The organism is Jiangella asiatica, assembly GCF_004349065.1.
In the GTDB taxonomy this organism is placed as follows: Bacteria; Actinomycetota; Actinomycetes; order Jiangellales; family Jiangellaceae; genus Jiangella; species Jiangella asiatica.
Genome location: NZ_SMKZ01000020.1, coordinates 1 through 15,442 on the forward strand (window position 1 = coordinate 1; position 15,442 = coordinate 15,442).

Genomic DNA, 15,442 nt, shown 5'->3' on the forward strand with positions numbered 1-15,442 from the left:
GGCGTAGATGTCGGCCTTGTCGCCGACCTCGACCACCTTGCCGAGGTACATGACCGCGACCCGGTCGGAGATGTGGCGCACCACCGACAGGTCGTGGGCGATGAACAGGTAGGCCAGCCCCAGCTCGTCCTGGAGGTCCTCGAGCAGGTTGACCACGCCGGCTTGGACCGAGACGTCCAGCGCGGACACGGGCTCGTCGAGCACCAGCAGCTTGGGCTCCAGCGCCAGTGCCCTGGCGATGCCGACCCGCTGCCGCTGCCCGCCGGAGAACTCGTGCGGGTACCGGTTGCCGTGCTCGGGGTTGAGGCCGACGAGCTCCAGCAGCTCCGCGACCCGCTTCGGCCCGCCGCCGTTCCATTTCCGGTGCACCTTCAGCGGTTCGGCGATGATGTCGTTGACCGGCATCTTCGGGTTGAGCGAGGCGAACGGGTCCTGGAAGACGATCTGCATCTCGCGGCGCAACTCGCGCAGCTGTTTCATCGTCAGCGAGGTCAGCTCGCGGCCCTCGAACCTGACCGACCCGCTGGTGGGCCGGTGCAGCTGCAGGATCGCCCGGCCGGTGGTGGACTTGCCGCAGCCGGACTCGCCGACCACGCCGAGGGTCTCGCCGGCGTCGAGGTGCAGCGAGACGCCGCTCACCGCGTGCACCTGCCCAACGACGCGGCGCAGCAAGCCTTCGCTGCGGACCGGGAACTCCATGACGAGGTCGTCGACCTCGAGCAGGTGGCCGCCGGAGCCGCTGCTCGGTGCGGCACCCTGGCGCTCGTCGGTGACCGTCATCGCGAAGCCTCACTCTCGGAGCGGAAGAACGCCGTCGGGTCGTCCACGCCGGCCAGCTCGTCCCAGTGGTGGCAGGCGGCGACATGGCCCATGGAGTCCGTCGGCAGCAGTGCCGGCTCCTGCTCGCGGCAGATGTCCGTCGCCAGTGGGCAGCGCGGCGAGAACGGGCACCCCGTCGGAAGGTTGATCAGCGACGGCGGCGCACCCTTGATCGGCCGCAGCCGGCTGGCGTCCTGGGCCTCCAGCGACGGGATGGACCCGAGCAGGCCGGCGGTGTAGGGCATCCGCGCGTTGTAGAACACCTCGTCGGTCTCGCCGATCTCGACCGCCCGGCCGGCGTACATGACCAGCACCCGGTGCGCCATCCCGGCGACAACGCCGAGGTCGTGGGTGATGAGGACGATGGCTGCGCCGACCGCGTCCTTGACTTCGATCAGCTTCTCCAGGATCTGCGCCTGGACGGTGACGTCCAGCGCCGTCGTCGGCTCGTCGGCGATGATGACGTCCGGGCTGTTGATGATGGCCATCGCGATCATCGCGCGCTGACGCATGCCGCCGGAGAACTCGTGCGGGTAGCTGCGCAGCCGCGTCTTCGGCTGCGGGATGCCCACCAGCGCCAGCGCCTCCTCGGCGCGGGCCATGGCCTTCCTGCGCGGCATCAGCTCGTGCGACAGCACCGCCTCGGCAAGCTGGTCGCCGATCGTGTGCACCGGGTTCATTGCCGTCATCGGGTCCTGGAAGATCATCGCGATGCGGCGGCCGCGCAGGCTCCGCTGCGCCGGCTGCGACATGCCGAGCACGTCGTCGCCGCGGAACCGGATGGAGCCGCGGATGCGTGCGGACTTCGGCAGCAGCCCGAGGACTGCCATGGACGACACCGACTTGCCGGAGCCGGACTCCCCCACGATGCCCAGCACCTCGCCGGCGTTCAGGCTGTAGGAGACCCCGCGGACCGCGCGCACGACGCCGTCGTCGGTGGGGAAGTCGACATGCAGGTCCTCGACCCGCAGCAGTTCCTCGGCGCCGACCCGGGACAGGCCGAGGTGGCCCAGGTGGGCGCGCTCGTCCGGGCCGATCTCCTCGGTGGGCGCGGCCGCCGGGACATCGAGCGGGTCGGAGCCCGCGGCGCCCATCGAGCGTGGGTCGCGGAACGGGTCGTCAGGTGTAGGCGTCGTCATGTCAGCTCCGCACCTTGTTCTGTCGAGGATCGAACGCGTCGCGCAGGCCGTCACCGATGAAGTTCACGGTGAGCGCGATGAGCACGATGAACAGGCCCGGCCAGAAGAACAGCCACGGCCGGCTGGCGAACGCCGACTGGTAGTCGCTGATGAGGCGGCCGAGCGAGGTGTCCGGCGGCTTGACGCCGAAGCCGAGGAACGACAGCGCGGTCTCCAGCAGCACCGCACCGGCGATGCTGAGCGTCGCGCTGACGACGATGACGCCGATCGTGTTGGGCAGGATGTGCTTGCGGATGATGCGCCAGGCGGGGGTGCCCACGGCGCGGGCGGCTTCGATGAACTCCTTCTCCCGCAGTGACAGAAACTCACCGCGGACGATGCGCGCCAGCCCGGTCCAGGTGAACAGCGCGATGACGACGGCCAGCCAGAACGGTCCGGCGTTGCCGACCCGGTTCGCCAGCACGGACACGATGGCCAGCAGCGGCATCACGATGATGATGTCGGTGAAGCGCATCAGGATGGTCTCGGTCCAGCCGCGGAAGAAGCCCGCCGCCGCACCGATCAGCACGCCGAGCAGGGTCCCGAGCGCGCCGACGATGAACGCGATCATGATCGAGACCTGGGTGCCGCGCATGGTCAGCGCGAAGTAGTCGATGCCCTTGTTGTCCTGGCCGAACGGGTGGTCGCCGAGGTGCATGCCGTCGCCGCCGAGGAACGTCGGCACCACCGAGAGCGTCGGGCTGCCGCCTTCGACGACGGAACCCACGGTCGTGTAGTCGTGCTTCCACCAGCCGGGGATCGGGCCGATACCGGTGGCGCTGAACGACAGGATCAGCAACAGCGCGAACACCACCAGCGAGATCATCGCGGCACGGTGCCGGAAGAACCGCCGCCGCACCAGCTGTGCCTGGGTGCGCGCGACGACCGTCATGCCCTGCGCGTCAGCGGCCGGGGCCGCCGGGTCGCCCGGTGTGATCACGGGACCTCCTCCTCCGATCGCGCTCACGACAGCCGGATCCTCGGGTCGAGGTAGGCGTAGGCGATGTCGGCCAGCATGTTGAACACGACCGCCGCCAAGCCGGTGACCAAGAAGAACGCCATGGCCGGGTTCGGATCGACGTCGCGGAGTGCGGTCACGAACATGAAGCCCATGCCTTGCCAGGCGAACACCGTCTCTGTGATCACCGCGCCGCCCATCAGCCCGGCGACGTCGAAGGCCATCAGCGTAGTGATCGGGATGAGGCCGTTGCGGAACGCGTGCCGGACGATGACCGTCCGCTCGGTCAGGCCCTTCGAGCGGGCCGTGCGGACGTAGTCCTGGTTCATCACCTCGAGCATGCTCGCCCGCGTGTAGCGGCTGTAGGTGGCAACGGAGACGAGGATCAGCGCGATGGTCGGCAGCAGCAGGTGAGTGGCGGTGTCGAGCAGGTTGCCCCAGGTGCCGCCGTCGTAGTTGGGCGTGCGCGAGCCGAACGTGGCCACCACCCGGCCGTCGACCGCGTCGAAGTAGTTGCCCCACGCGCTGAGCATGCGGTCGATGAAGATGGTGACCGACATGATGACGGCGACGCCGATGGACGTCTGGATCGCCTGCTTGCGCTGCAGCCCGCCCAGCGCGTACCCGACGCCGCCGGCGATCGCGACGGCCAGCAGCAGCAGCCCGATCAGAGTGAGGTAGCTCGGGTCGCTCAGGACCTGGTCGAGCGCGAGGTTGAGGATGGCGCCGACGGCGGCCGTGGCGAGCGCCGCGTAGAGCACGTGGCGGTAGCGGAAGCCGGCCAGCAACGCCGTCAGGCCGAGGGCCGCGGCACCACCGACGACGGTGACCACGACCGGGCCGAGGCCGGGGCTGGCAAACCACCCGCTGGCCGAGAGGATCAACAGTGCGCCGGCGGTGGCCGCGAACGCGATGCCGAAGGAGATCCAGACCCGCCGCCGATCACCCCCTATGGCCGACGCCCAGATGAGTCCGCTGATCACGCCGACGATGGCCGCGGCCGGCAGGGACACCGTCGGGTCGGCCAGCCAGTCGTTGAGGTCGATGGCGACGTACTGCTTCAGCAGCACGGCGAACCAGAACAGCGGGAGGGAGACGAAGAAGAAGGACGCCAGTGTGGTGGCGTAGTCGAGGCGGGAGTACTGGCGCAGCGCGGTGACGATGCCGACGATGACACCGACGATCATGGCCGTGAAGGTGGCGACCGTGATGAGCTGCAGCGTCGACGACACCGCGTTGCCGAGCAGGAAGGTGACGTCCTGCCCGCGCACCGACTGGCCGAGGTCGCACTCGGCCGCGAACGGCACCAGGCACTTGGACGCCGACCCGAGCCACTGCAGGTACCGCAGCGGCACCGGGGTGTCGAGGTTGAGCCGATCGGTCATCTCGGCGATGCGGTCCTCGACGCCGGGGGTGTTGTCCTGGCGCAGCCGGGCCAGCGGGTCGCCGGACAACGCGACGAGGCAGTAGGCCAGGAAGGTGCCGGCCAGGAGCACTCCCGCGGAGACGACCAACCTGCGCACGATGAAGGCGAGCACGTCGTACCTGCTCCTTTGCAAAAGCTCGCTGCACACCGTACCCGACGCCGGCCGATCGGGCCGTCGAGCGGGTACTGGGCAGCGGACGAGGGGCCGGCCGGGCTACTCCTGCCGACCCCTCGTCCCCCTGGGTCATGGATTCCGGACGATCAGGACGATGCCGGGATCCACTCGTCCATGTTGAACGTCACACCGGTCTGGGCGGCGTTCACCTCGACGCCTTCGATGCCCTGAGCGACAGCGACAACGTTGGCGTTCGTGTACAGCGGGATGTTGAACACGTCGTTCCAGAGCTCGGCCTCGGCCTCGACCAGGAGCTCGCGCGCGGCCTCCCGGTCGGCGCTGGTGACCACCTGGTCCCAGATCTCGTCGACCGTCGTGTTGGAGTAGCCGTACGGGTTCTGGTCGCCGCCGGTGACATAGAGCGACTGGCCGGAGGCGATGTTGCCCGAGCCCGCCCAGCCGAACATGGCGGCGTCGTACGACCCGGGGTCGGCGGTGAGGCGCTCGCCCCAGTCCGGCGGGGTGAAGTCGACGACGTTGAAGCCGACCTGGTCGCACGCGTCCTTGATCAGAGCGGCGAGGTCGTTGCGGACCGGGTCGTCGGCGTGCATGAACACGATCTCGACCGGCTGCGTCACACCGGCCTGGTCCATCAGCTCCTGAGCGCCCTGGAGGTCCTGCTCGCCGTACATGTCGGCCGGGAAGGCCGTCTCACGGGCGGCGTCGTAGTCCTCGTCGACCGGGAAGAACTCGCGCAGGTCCTGGGTCACCGCGTCCGGGTTGGCCGGGCGGACCAGGTTCTCGACGATCAGCTCCCGCGGCACGCACTTGGCGAACGCCTGCCGGACCTCGAGCGGCTCGAACGCCCGGCCCGGGCCCATCTGGAAGTCGATGTGGCTCCAGGTCAGGTTGCCGCCGGTCATGGTCTCGACCTGGTCGCCGAGCCCCTCGAGCTGCGAGATCGTGTCGACCGTCGGGTTGCTCGGGTTGATGATGTCGACCTCGCCGTTCTGCAGCGCGGCGACCTGCTGGTCACCGTCGAGGACGCGCAGGACGATGGTCTCGGTGGGCGGCGGGGTGCCGTAGAAGTCCGGGTTCGCGGTCAGGGTGATGGACTGACCGGCCTGCCAGTCGGTGAGCAGGTAGGGGCCGGACGACGGGATCATCTCGGCCGGCGGGAGCTCACCGGGGTTGAACTGCCAGCCGGTGTTCCAGAACTCCGCCACCGGCGTCAGCGCGGCGATGTCGTCGTTCTGGATCGCGGTGACCAGCTCCTCAGGCGTCAGACCGCCCTGTTGAGCCGCGATGTGGGCCGGGACGTCGCCGCCCTCGACGATCAGCTCCCAGTCGATGTACGGCTGGCTGTAGACGACGGTGAACTGCTTGTCGCCGGGCTGGCAGTCGGGCTTCTCGATCAGCTCGAAGCCGTTGGTGGACGAGGCGTCGAAGATGTTCTCGCCGTCAGGACCGACCATGGTGCCGGACAGCGCGGCCCACTCCAGCAGGAGGTCGTCACAGTCGATCGGCGTGCCGTCGGACCAGGAGGTCTCGTCGTTCACCGTGTACTCGACGGTCAGCGGGTCGTCGCTGACCTTCTCGTAGGTGCCGAACTCCTCCTCGCGCACCGGGTTGCCATCGGCACCGTACGACCAGAAGGTCAGCTTGGTGCCGTTGTGGATGTAGCTGTTCCACGTGCCGTTGCCGATCGCGGTGGTGTCGTTGTAGGCCGTGTAGTCCTCGTTGACCGCGACGGTGATGGTGCTGCCGGGAATGGTGCCTTCGGATTGCGTCGGCTCCTCGGTCCCGGAACGGTTGGCCCCGGGCTCCTCGCCGTCGTCGTCACTGCCACAGGCGGTCAGCGCCAGTGCGCCTGCCGCGAGGACAGCGAAGAACGCCGTACCCCTGCGCTTGGTGGTCAAGGTCTGACTCCTTGTGTGTCGGATCGCAAGGATCGCAGAATGAGAGTGTGGACAAGACCACCATCGCTACTTACGAACACACAAGGTTGCCAGGCGCGCTGTTACTGACCTGAAACCCAACTCCGGTCTCAGGCTACGAAATCACAACGGAACGGGCACGAGGGTCTCGGGAAATCCTCCGGTTCAATCGCTTCTCGGCAGGACGAGTAAGGAACGGCGGAAGACCACTCCCGCGAGCGCGATTCCGATTGCTCCGACAATCATCGGCAACCGCAGATCGATCCGCCCGAGCAGGCCGCCGGCCAGCGTTCCCAGCGGCATGAGACCCCACCCGAGCGACCTCCAGGCACCGTGCACCCGGCCGAGCAGGTGTCCTGGCACCAGCTCCTGCCGCAATGTGACCGCCACGACGTTCCACGCCGCCACGCCGAGGCCCACCAGCAGGAACCCGACGCCGGCGACGACGACGTGCGGCGCCAGGCCGCAGATCGCGAAGCCGGCCGAGGTGACGCCGACCGAGCCGATCAGCATCCAGCCCCGGCCGAGATGCCCGACAAGCCGCGGCGCGGCGAGCGCGCCGGCGACCGCTCCGACCGCGGCGGTCATCACGAACACGCCGTAGAGCGCCTCCGGCAGGTCCAGCACGTCCAGGACGAACAGCACCAGAACCGCCTGCGCCACCATGACGAACACGCCCAGGACGATGTTGACGATCCACAGGTCGCGCAGCAGCCGGTGCGCGACCAGGAACCGGACGCCCTCGGCGAGACCCGCAAGCCGCCGGGCGGACCCCGGCTCCACCTCGCCACCAGCGGCGTCACCGCCCTCGGCGTAGCGATCGGCGGCACGGGCAGCCGACAGAGGCAGGGTGATGACCAGGACGGCGGCCAGCGCGAAGCTCGCGGAATGGATCAGGAACGGCAGCGCCGCCGCGACCGCGAACAGCACACCGGCCAGCGGCGCGGCGACGAAGGTCTGTGCCACCACCTCGGTGCTCTGGATGCGGCTGTTCGCCCGGACCAGCCTCGACCGCTCGACCACCGACGGCACCATCGCCTGAACCGACCCGTCGGCCACGGTCTCCAGGACACCGAACACGAACATCATCGCGATGAGCATCGCGATGATCATGTGGTCGGTGGCCACCAGCAGGCACACGGCGCCGGCGACCACGGCGCGCACGCCGCACGCGACGGCGGCAACCCTGCGGCGGTCGAACCCGTCGACGACGGAGCCGGACAGCACCCCGAACAGCAGCCACGGGAGGTACTGGGCGACGCCGAGCAGCGACACCAGCAGCGGATCGCGGGTCAGCGTGGCGGCCAGCAGCGGCGCGGCAGTGGCGCCGAACCCGTCGGCGAGGTTGCTGCCCAGGCTCACGCCCCAGAGCCGGCCGAACGCGGGACCCAGCCGCCGCCCGGGCGGTGCCCCGACCGTCACGGCGTGCCCAGCGCCGGCACGGGGAACGTCCTGACCTGCACTTCGATGATCTCAGTGTTGGGTGTCTGCTCGCCCATGCGGTGGTCGACCTGGTCCTTCCAGGCCTCGACGACGGCGGTCAGCTGCTCACTCAGCTCGGCCAACTCGTCCGGCCGCAGCCGCAGGTGGGCGGTGGAGTTGACGGTGGCCGCACCCCATTCGCGCGGCACTTCGCGATGCCCGACGGTGAGCCAGTGGTCGAGGCGGCTGGCCTGGGCGCGCTGAAACTCGCCGACCACCAACCGGGCCGCCTCGTCGGACGTGGTGCCGGACATCTCCGCGCTGTCGAGCTGTGCGCCGCCCGGGTAGGCCCGCCAGTAGCGCTCCCGCCCGACGCCGCGGTCCAGGTCTTCCTCGATGAAGCCGTGCCGGGCCAGCTGCCGCAGGTGGTAGCTGGTGGACGCGGTGCTCTCACCGAACCGCGCGGCCAGCATCGTCGCCGTCGCCGGACCGTAGGTGACGAGCGCGTCCATCAGCCGCACCCGCAGCGGGTGGGCCAGGCCGCGCAGCGTGGTCGCGTCGATCTGCCGCCGCGGCGGCCGGCGGGACTGTAGACCAGGCTCATCCGGCGGCGAACCGGACCCGTCCCCAGGCGTCATGACCAGCACGGTAACTCTTCCCAAGGTTTCTTTGCAACCGTTCCTTTGCACGCACGTTCGTGATCGTCGACGATTCCCCGCGCGGCAGGCCCCGGGATCGCCGATGATCAAGGGCGGCCAGGGGCAGCCGAATTACGGAACATGATCGTTCGAAAAATCAAGTTCTGCACCGTGTGATGTACATCCCATCGCCCACAACCTCTGGATTCGGCGGGCGAGGCGTGCCAGGCTGCGGCCTATCGCGACCGCCGATGCTCGCGGGAGGCAGCAGATGGGAGTGCCCGAGAGCCGGGCAGCAGTGGCCGACGCCGTGTCCGCACTGGAGACAGCGGTGGCAGCCCTGCGCCGGCACTACGGTGACACCCTCGGCGTTCGGCGGCTGCTCAGTGACGTGGCCAGGCTCGGCGACGATCTCGCGGAGCTCGGCGACCCGCTGCCCGGGCATCGGCCAGAACCGGTCCGGCAGCTCGAGGTCGTTCCCGACGAGCCGTACGACCGGAGCATGTGGGCCGGCGCCGACGACGAAGGGCTCGGCGCCCCGGACCGGCGGGCACCATGATCGCCGTCCGCACCGCCCGAGCCACGCTCCCCGCTCGCGCACGTTCAGCGCCCACCTGAGCGCCCCGCACGACGCCCGGCCGCGGGTCCGCCCGCACGAGCCCACCGCACGCCCTCCCCGTCCACCGTCCTTCTGAAAGAGCGCACAAGATGGCCGCCCCCACCGGAACGCAATCTCCGACCCGGGCCCGCATCACCGCACGCAGCCTGCGCACCGACCGCTGGTGGGTCTACCCCAGCTTCACCGCGCTGGTGCTGCTCGCCTTCGTCGTCTATGCGACGTACCGGGCCTTCGTCGGCGAGCACTACTTCATCGAGCCGTACCTGACGCCGCTCTACTCGCCGTGCGTCACCACCGAATGCGTCGAGGGCTCGGCCCACCTGGGCACCTGGGTGGGTGACTGGTGGCCGCTGTCGCCGGCCGTGCTCATCCTGATCATCCCGCTGAGCCTGAGGCTGACCTGCTACTACTACCGCAAGGCCTACTACCGCTCGTTCTGGATGTCGCCGCCGGCATGCGCCGTCGCCGAGCCACACCGCCGCTACACCGGCGAGACGCGGTTCCCGTTGATCCTGCAGAACATCCACCGGTACGCGCTGTACCTCGCGCTCGCCTACAACGTGCTGCTGACGTACGACGCGGTGATGAGCTTCAAGTCACCAGAGGGCGAGTGGGGCCACATGGGCCTGGGCTCGCTGATCCTGGTGGTCAACGCGGTGCTGCTGGGTCTGTACAGCCTGTCGTGCCACTCGTGCCGGCACATCATCGGCGGCCGGCTGCGCAGCTTCTCCAAGCACCCGGTGCGCTATCGCGCCTGGGGCATGGTGTCCGTGCTCAACGGCAGACACGCCCAGCTCGCCTGGGCATCCCTGGTGTGGGTCGCGTTCACCGACTTCTACATCTGGATGGTTGCTTCCGGCACCTGGTCCGACCCGCGGTTCTTCTGAGGAGCACGAGCAACACCATGACTGAGATCGAACGGCACAGCTTCGACGTCCTCGTCGTCGGTGCGGGCGGGGCCGGGCTGCGCGCGGCCATCGCCGCTCACGACGCCGGCGCGCGGGTCGGCATCGTCTGCAAGTCCCTGCTGGGCAAAGCGCACACCGTCATGGCCGAGGGCGGCATCGCCGCGGCCATGGGCAACGTCTGGCAGGAGGACAACTGGAAGGTGCACTTCCGCGACACCATGCGTGGCGGGAAGATGCTCAACCACTGGCGGATGGCGCAGTTGCACGCGCAGGAGGCGCCGGACCGCGTCCGCGAGCTCGAGGAGTGGGGGGCGCTGTTCGACCGCACCCCCGACGGGCTCATCTCGCAGCGCGACTTCGGCGGCCACCGCTACGCGCGCCTCGCGCACGTGGGCGACCGCACCGGCCTGGAGCTCATCCGCACCCTGCAGCAGCGCGCCGTCGCCCTCGGCATCGACGTGTTCATGGAGTGCACGGTCACCGAGCTGGTCAAGGACGGCGACACTGCGACCTCGACCGACAAGCGTGTCTCGGCCGGTGGCCGCATCGCCGGCGCGTTCGGGTACTGGCGCGAGTCCGGCCGGTTCGTGCTGTTCGAGGCCCCGTCGGTCGTGCTGGCAACCGGCGGCATCGGCAAGTCGTACAAGGTGACGTCGAACTCGTGGGAGTACACCGGCGACGGTCACGCTCTGGCCCTGCAGTCAGGCGCCAGCCTGGTGAACATGGAGTTCGTGCAGTTTCACCCGACCGGCATGGTCTGGCCGCCGTCGGTGAAGGGCATCCTGGTCACCGAGTCGGTCCGCGGCGACGGCGGCGTGCTGCGCAACAGCGAGGGCCGCCGGTTCATGTTCGACTACATCCCCGAGTTCTTCAAGGCCGAGACGGCGGACTCCGAGGACGAGGCCGACCGCTGGTACGAGGACAAGACGAACAACCGCCGCCCGCCGGAGCTGCTGCCCCGCGACGAGGTCGCCCGGGCCATCAACGCCGAGGTCAAAGCAGGCCGCGGGTCACCGCACGGCGGGGTCTTCCTCGACATCGCCTCCCGACGCACACCGGAGTACATCCGGCGCCGGCTGCCGTCCATGTACCACCAGTTCAAGGAGCTGGCCGACGTCGACATCACGGCCGAGCCGATGGAGGTGGGCCCGACCTGCCACTACGTCATGGGTGGTGTCGCGGTCGACCCCGACACCGGCGAGTCGGCCGTCCCCGGCCTCTACGCCGCGGGCGAGGTGGCCGGCGGCATGCACGGCGCGAACCGGCTCGGCGGCAACTCGCTGTCCGACCTGCTGGTGTTCGGCCGGCGCACCGGCCTCAACGCGGCCTACGCCGCGGCCCGGCTGGCAACCCGTCCGTCAATCGACGACGACGTGGTGCGCGCGGCGTCGGAGCGGGCGCTGGCGCCGTTCGGCATCGAGGGCGGCGAGAACCCGTACGGCGTCCAGCAGGATCTGCAGGAGGTCATGCACAACCTCGTCGGCATCATCCGGCGCGAGGACGAGATGCGGCAGGCGCTGGACGACCTGACGAAGTTCAAGGAACGCATCGGCCGGCTCAGCGTGGAGGGCCACCGGCAGTACAACCCGGGCTGGCACCTGGCCATCGACCTGCACAACATGCTGCTGGTCAGCGAATGCATCGCGCGTGCGGCGCTGGAGCGGACCGAGAGCCGCGGCGGTCACACCCGCGACGACTTCCCGGCCACCGACGACGCCTGGGGCAGGCTCAACCTGCACTGCCGGCTCGACGGCGACGATGTCGCCGTCACCCGGGAACCGCTGCCGGAGATGCCCGACGAGCTGCGCGAGCTGTTCGGCTGACCCGCGCCGGACGACACGACAGATCACCGCCGAGGAGGCGTTAATGGGATACGACCTTGACATGAAGGTCTGGCGCGGCGACGCCAGCGGCGGTGAGCTGGTGGACTTCACCGTCGAGGTGGAGGAAGGCGAGGTGGTCCTCGACGCCCTCCACCGCATCCAGGCCACCCAGGCCGGCGACCTCGCCGTCCGCTGGAACTGCAAGGCCGGCAAGTGTGGCTCGTGCAGCACCGAGATCAACGGCAAGCCGCGGCTGGCCTGCATGACCAGGCTGTCCACGTTCGAGGAGGGCGAGACGGTGACGGTGACGCCGCTGCGCGCCTTCCCCGTCGTCCGCGACCTCGTCACCGACGTGTCGTACAACTACAAGGTCGCCGAGAAGGTGCCGCCGTTCGCGCCGGAGCCGCGGCCGGCCGACGGCGCCTACCGGATGCAACAGGTCGACGTGGAGCGGGGCCAGGAGTTCCGCAAGTGCATCGAATGCTTCCTGTGCCAGACGGTGTGCCACGTCATCCGCGACCACGAGGAGAACAAGCCGTCCTTCGCCGGCCCGCGGTTCTTCCTGCGCTACGCCGAGCTCGAGATGCACCCGCTGGACACCAACGACCGTCGTGAGCTGGCTCGCGAACAGGCCGGAATCGGCCTGTGCAACATCACCAAGTGCTGCACGGAGGTCTGCCCTGAGGGCATCAAGATCACCGACAACGCGATCATCCCGATGAAGGAGCGCGTCGCCGACCGCTCCTACGACCCGGTGACCTGGCTCGGCCGCAAGATCTTCCGCCGCGACCAGCTCCCGGACGCTCAAGTCCCTCGGACCCCCGGGGATTGATCACGTTCAGCACGAAATCTCGTGTCTCACCAGGCTTGCGATCCTGGTGAGACACGCAGAATCCTGGTGATGGAATGGAGGCGCAGGCACACATGGCACTGCTCGACGACGACGGCGTCCGGGTCGCGCTCGCTGGCCTGCCGCATTGGTCCGGTGACACGTCGGCCATCACGCGCACCGTCAAGGCGCCGGACTTCATGACCGGAATCCGCATCGTAGACGACGTGGCGGCGGCGGCCGAGGCGGCCGATCATCACCCGGACATCGACATCCGGTGGCGCAACCTCAGGTTCACGCTGGCCACCCACTCCGAGGGCGGCGTGACCCAGCGGGACGTGGACCTGGCCGGCACCATCGACGAGATCGTCACCCGCCATCACGCCGCATGATCACGGGGTGGCGTGGCGCAGGACGGTGACCGCGAAGTCGGCGTCGTCGTGCCAGGCCCGCAGATCCCAGGTGGCGAACCGGTGCTCGATCCGCAGGCCTGCGTCGGTGGCGTAGCGGTCGAACTCAGCCAACGCGAGGTGCCGATTGACGTGGAACCCGACGACGACGAACCCGTCGGGCCGCACGTGGCCGGCCACCTGCCGTAGCGCCTCGGTCTCGGTGCCCTGCGCCAGAAACACCATGACGTTGCCGGCCAGCACGGCTGCGTCGAAGGTCTCGCCGAGGTCCAGCTCGGCCAGGTCGGCGACGACGAACCGCGGGCCGTCGTGGTCGTGCCTGGCCGCGGCTATCAGCTCCGCGTCCGCATCGACGCCGACGACTTCGTGCCCGCGCTCGTGCAGGACCGCCGACACCCGGCCGGTGCCGCAGCCGGCGTCGAGGACGCGCGACCGCGGCGCGACCATCGCGTCGACGAGCCTCGCCTCGCCGCCGAGGTCGGCGCCCTCGGCGGCCATGGTGCGGAAGCGGTCGATGTACCACTGCGAGTGGCCCGGCTTCGTCTCGGTCACCCAGCGGGTCGGTTTCGCCACGCGACCCACTCTACGGACACGCCGGCGGTCACCGTCCACCACCAGGATTGTCCGCGCAGCACCAGGCTCACAAGCATGGTGCGACACGGGATTTCGTGCTGAACGTGATCATTCCGGGGTGGTGGCGAGAGAGATGAGGTCGGGGCTGAAGCGGACACCGGCGGAGTCGACGTGCTTGTCCACGACGGTGAACCGGACGGTGTGCAGGCCGCGGCCGAGGCGACACCGGCCCAGCAGCTCGGTCTTGAACGACCGCACCGACACCGTCGACGTGTCCACCGGGCCGCCCAGCCGCGCCCCGTCTACGTCGACGGTGACGACGCCGGCGTTGGGCAGGTGCCGGAACCGCGCGTACACGTCGTAGGTGGCGGCGCGGGTGACCTCGATGGTCGCCTCCAGGTACTGGCCGTAGTCGGTGGCCGCGACCTCGACCCGACGGCCGCCGCTGGCCGCGGGGTCGGCCACCGTGGAGACACCGACGCCGGAGGTGGCGGTCGCCGGCAGCTCCTCCACCTCGTAGCCGAACCGGGTCTGCGGGCCACGCCGTCCGGTGTCCACGCCGGAGGTCAGCCACGCCAGGTCGAACGCGGCGAAGACCACGTCACGCGAGAAGCTCCTGGTCACGCCCGGCGCGTGCTCGCGCCCGTACAGGACGCCGATGCGCCCGTCCGGCAGCGCGACCGCGTCGGAGTACGACGCCGGCCCTTCGGTCAGCACTCGGCTGTACGGCCAGGTCATGCCCTCGTCGTAGGAGATCGAGACGGTCATGTTGCGCCGCGTCGGCGAGTCGACCCGGGAGAACACGATCCGGCTGGTGTCATCCGAGCCCTGGGGCGGCACCCGGACCACCCCGGTGTCGATCGCGTTCACCGGCCGGGCCGAGGCGTCCAGCACCGGCGGCGACCACGTCTGCCCGCGGTCGGCGCTCACCGACACGATGCGCGGATGGGTGCCGCCGGAGGCGTACCGGCCGAGCACCGCCAGCGACCCGTCCGGCCGCTCGATCAGCCGGGCCTCGTTCAGCGGGTAGGCACCGTCCAAGGGCACGCCGCCGCCGGCCTGCCAGGTCGCGCCGCCGTCGTCGCTGACGATCACCGTCACGCCGTAGCGCCGCTCCGCCACCGGGAAGGCGATGGCCCGCCGGTGCCACACCTGCAGCATCAGCCGCCCGTCGGCCAGCTGGATGCCGTGGCCCGGGCCCGGCATGTGCAGGGTCTGCTCGTTCGGGTCGCCGTCGAACAGGTGCGTCAGCTCGGTCGGGTCCGACCACGTCTCGCCGTCGTCGTCACTGGTCACGACGGAGAGGCGGGAGCTGTCCGGCGAGCCGCCGGTGTTGCCGGGGTCGCGGAAGCACTCCGCGTGGAACAGGAAGATGCGCCCGGACTCGCGGTCGACGACCGGCGTGGGGTTGATGAACGACTGGACGCCGTCGGAGCGGCGCACGTACCGCAGAGGCTCCCACGTCCGACCGCCGTCGCGGCTGCGGCGGATCGCGAGGTGGTGCGGGTCGGCGTCGTGCTGGGTGATCCTGGCCTCGGCGAACGCCAGCACCGAGCCGGCCACCGTCGTCGTCAGGCCGAAGACGTGGAACACCTCCAAGTCGTCGTCGCCGGCCTGGAAGACCAGCGACTCGTGGCACTCGCCGGCCGTCGTGGCGGCGGAGCGCGTCGAGCCTTCGGCGGACGGCGCCGACGCGAGGGCACCGACGGCGGCTGCGCTCGCGGCGGTTCCAAGGACCAGGGTGCGGCGACTGATCTGGGTGCGTTCCATGGCTCTCTCTCCTTCGA

Annotated in this window: 14 protein-coding genes; 5 read left to right on the forward strand and 9 right to left on the reverse strand. The window is 69.7% G+C overall.

Translation table 11 applies throughout. From position 1 onward, the window contains the following. From E1269_RS15115 to E1269_RS15145, 7 genes are all read right to left on the reverse strand, one after another. Window positions 1-780, reverse strand: a 780-nt coding sequence (locus tag E1269_RS15115; RefSeq protein WP_131895899.1) for an ABC transporter ATP-binding protein, incomplete at its 3' end; no start/stop codon positions are given. Beyond that, window positions 777-1,958 (reverse strand): ABC transporter ATP-binding protein, encoded by a 1,182-nt coding sequence (locus E1269_RS15120; RefSeq protein ID WP_239000904.1) that lies wholly within the window; start codon window positions 1,956-1,958, stop codon window positions 777-779. The genes E1269_RS15120 and E1269_RS15115, both read right to left, overlap by 4 nt. 1 nt (window position 1,959) lies before the next feature. Continuing rightward, window positions 1,960-2,889, reverse strand: a complete 930-nt coding sequence (locus E1269_RS15125; protein ID WP_131896095.1) for an ABC transporter permease — start codon at window positions 2,887-2,889, stop codon at window positions 1,960-1,962. 71 nt (window positions 2,890-2,960) lie between these two features. Then, window positions 2,961-4,493 carry an ABC transporter permease gene (locus E1269_RS15130; RefSeq protein WP_131895901.1) on the reverse strand — a complete coding sequence of 511 codons (1,533 nt, stop codon included), beginning with the start codon at window positions 4,491-4,493 and terminating at the stop codon, window positions 2,961-2,963. 149 nt (window positions 4,494-4,642) lie between these two features. Next, on the reverse strand, window positions 4,643-6,415 hold the full coding sequence (locus E1269_RS15135; protein ID WP_162606432.1) for an ABC transporter family substrate-binding protein: 1,773 nt from the start codon (window positions 6,413-6,415) through the stop codon (window positions 4,643-4,645). A 183-nt stretch (window positions 6,416-6,598) separates the two neighbouring features. Next, window positions 6,599-7,855, reverse strand: coding sequence for an MFS transporter (locus E1269_RS15140; protein WP_131895905.1), 1,257 nt, complete (start codon window positions 7,853-7,855; stop codon window positions 6,599-6,601). Further along, window positions 7,852-8,493, reverse strand: a complete 642-nt coding sequence (locus tag E1269_RS15145; RefSeq protein ID WP_131895907.1) for a helix-turn-helix domain-containing protein — start codon at window positions 8,491-8,493, stop codon at window positions 7,852-7,854. The genes E1269_RS15140 and E1269_RS15145 overlap by 4 nt, the downstream gene beginning before the upstream one ends. A 271-nt stretch (window positions 8,494-8,764) precedes the next feature. Between E1269_RS15145 and E1269_RS15150 the strand changes: the two genes are divergently transcribed. From E1269_RS15150 to E1269_RS15170, 5 genes are all read left to right on the forward strand, one after another. Further along, a complete protein-coding gene (locus E1269_RS15150; RefSeq protein ID WP_131895909.1) occupies window positions 8,765-9,052 on the forward strand; it encodes a hypothetical protein in 288 nt (95 codons plus the stop codon). A gap of 149 nt (window positions 9,053-9,201) precedes the next feature. Beyond that, a complete protein-coding gene (locus E1269_RS15155; RefSeq protein ID WP_131895911.1) occupies window positions 9,202-9,999 on the forward strand; it encodes a hypothetical protein in 798 nt (265 codons plus the stop codon). A gap of 17 nt (window positions 10,000-10,016) precedes the next feature. Then, window positions 10,017-11,843 carry a fumarate reductase/succinate dehydrogenase flavoprotein subunit gene (locus E1269_RS15160; RefSeq protein ID WP_131895913.1) on the forward strand — a complete coding sequence of 609 codons (1,827 nt, stop codon included), beginning with the start codon at window positions 10,017-10,019 and terminating at the stop codon, window positions 11,841-11,843. 43 nt (window positions 11,844-11,886) lie between these two features. Then, window positions 11,887-12,675 carry a succinate dehydrogenase/fumarate reductase iron-sulfur subunit gene (locus tag E1269_RS15165; protein WP_131895915.1) on the forward strand — a complete coding sequence of 263 codons (789 nt, stop codon included), beginning with the start codon at window positions 11,887-11,889 and terminating at the stop codon, window positions 12,673-12,675. A 92-nt stretch (window positions 12,676-12,767) separates the two neighbouring features. Beyond that, complete coding sequence (locus tag E1269_RS15170) at window positions 12,768-13,064, forward strand: 4a-hydroxytetrahydrobiopterin dehydratase (RefSeq protein WP_131895917.1); 297 nt, start codon at window positions 12,768-12,770, stop codon at window positions 13,062-13,064. On the opposite strand, the gene E1269_RS15175 is transcribed toward E1269_RS15170, so the two are convergent. After that, on the reverse strand, window positions 13,065-13,655 hold the full coding sequence (locus E1269_RS15175) for a class I SAM-dependent methyltransferase (RefSeq protein ID WP_131895919.1): 591 nt from the start codon (window positions 13,653-13,655) through the stop codon (window positions 13,065-13,067). 108 nt (window positions 13,656-13,763) lie between these two features. Further along, window positions 13,764-15,425: an exo-alpha-sialidase gene (locus tag E1269_RS15180; RefSeq protein WP_131895921.1), complete on the reverse strand. Its 1,662-nt coding sequence runs from the start codon at window positions 15,423-15,425 to the stop codon at window positions 13,764-13,766. Between the last annotated feature and the right edge of the window lie 17 nt (window positions 15,426-15,442).

Bases quoted from the DNA above. Each gene is read 5' to 3' on its own strand.
- E1269_RS15120 (WP_239000904.1), bottom strand. From the start codon at position 1,958: ATGACGACGCCTACACCTGACGACCCGTTCCGCGACCCACGCTCGATG.
- E1269_RS15155 (WP_131895911.1), top strand. From the start codon at position 9,202: ATGGCCGCCCCCACCGGAACGCAATCTCCGACCCGGGCCCGCATCACC.
- E1269_RS15125 (WP_131896095.1), bottom strand. From the start codon at position 2,889: ATGACGGTCGTCGCGCGCACCCAGGCACAGCTGGTGCGGCGGCGGTTC.
- E1269_RS15165 (WP_131895915.1), top strand. From the start codon at position 11,887: ATGGGATACGACCTTGACATGAAGGTCTGGCGCGGCGACGCCAGCGGC.
- E1269_RS15160 (WP_131895913.1), top strand. From the start codon at position 10,017: ATGACTGAGATCGAACGGCACAGCTTCGACGTCCTCGTCGTCGGTGCG.
- E1269_RS15150 (WP_131895909.1), top strand. From the start codon at position 8,765: ATGGGAGTGCCCGAGAGCCGGGCAGCAGTGGCCGACGCCGTGTCCGCA.
- E1269_RS15145 (WP_131895907.1), bottom strand. From the start codon at position 8,493: ATGACGCCTGGGGACGGGTCCGGTTCGCCGCCGGATGAGCCTGGTCTA.
- E1269_RS15180 (WP_131895921.1), bottom strand. From the start codon at position 15,425: ATGGAACGCACCCAGATCAGTCGCCGCACCCTGGTCCTTGGAACCGCC.
- E1269_RS15170 (WP_131895917.1), top strand. From the start codon at position 12,768: ATGGCACTGCTCGACGACGACGGCGTCCGGGTCGCGCTCGCTGGCCTG.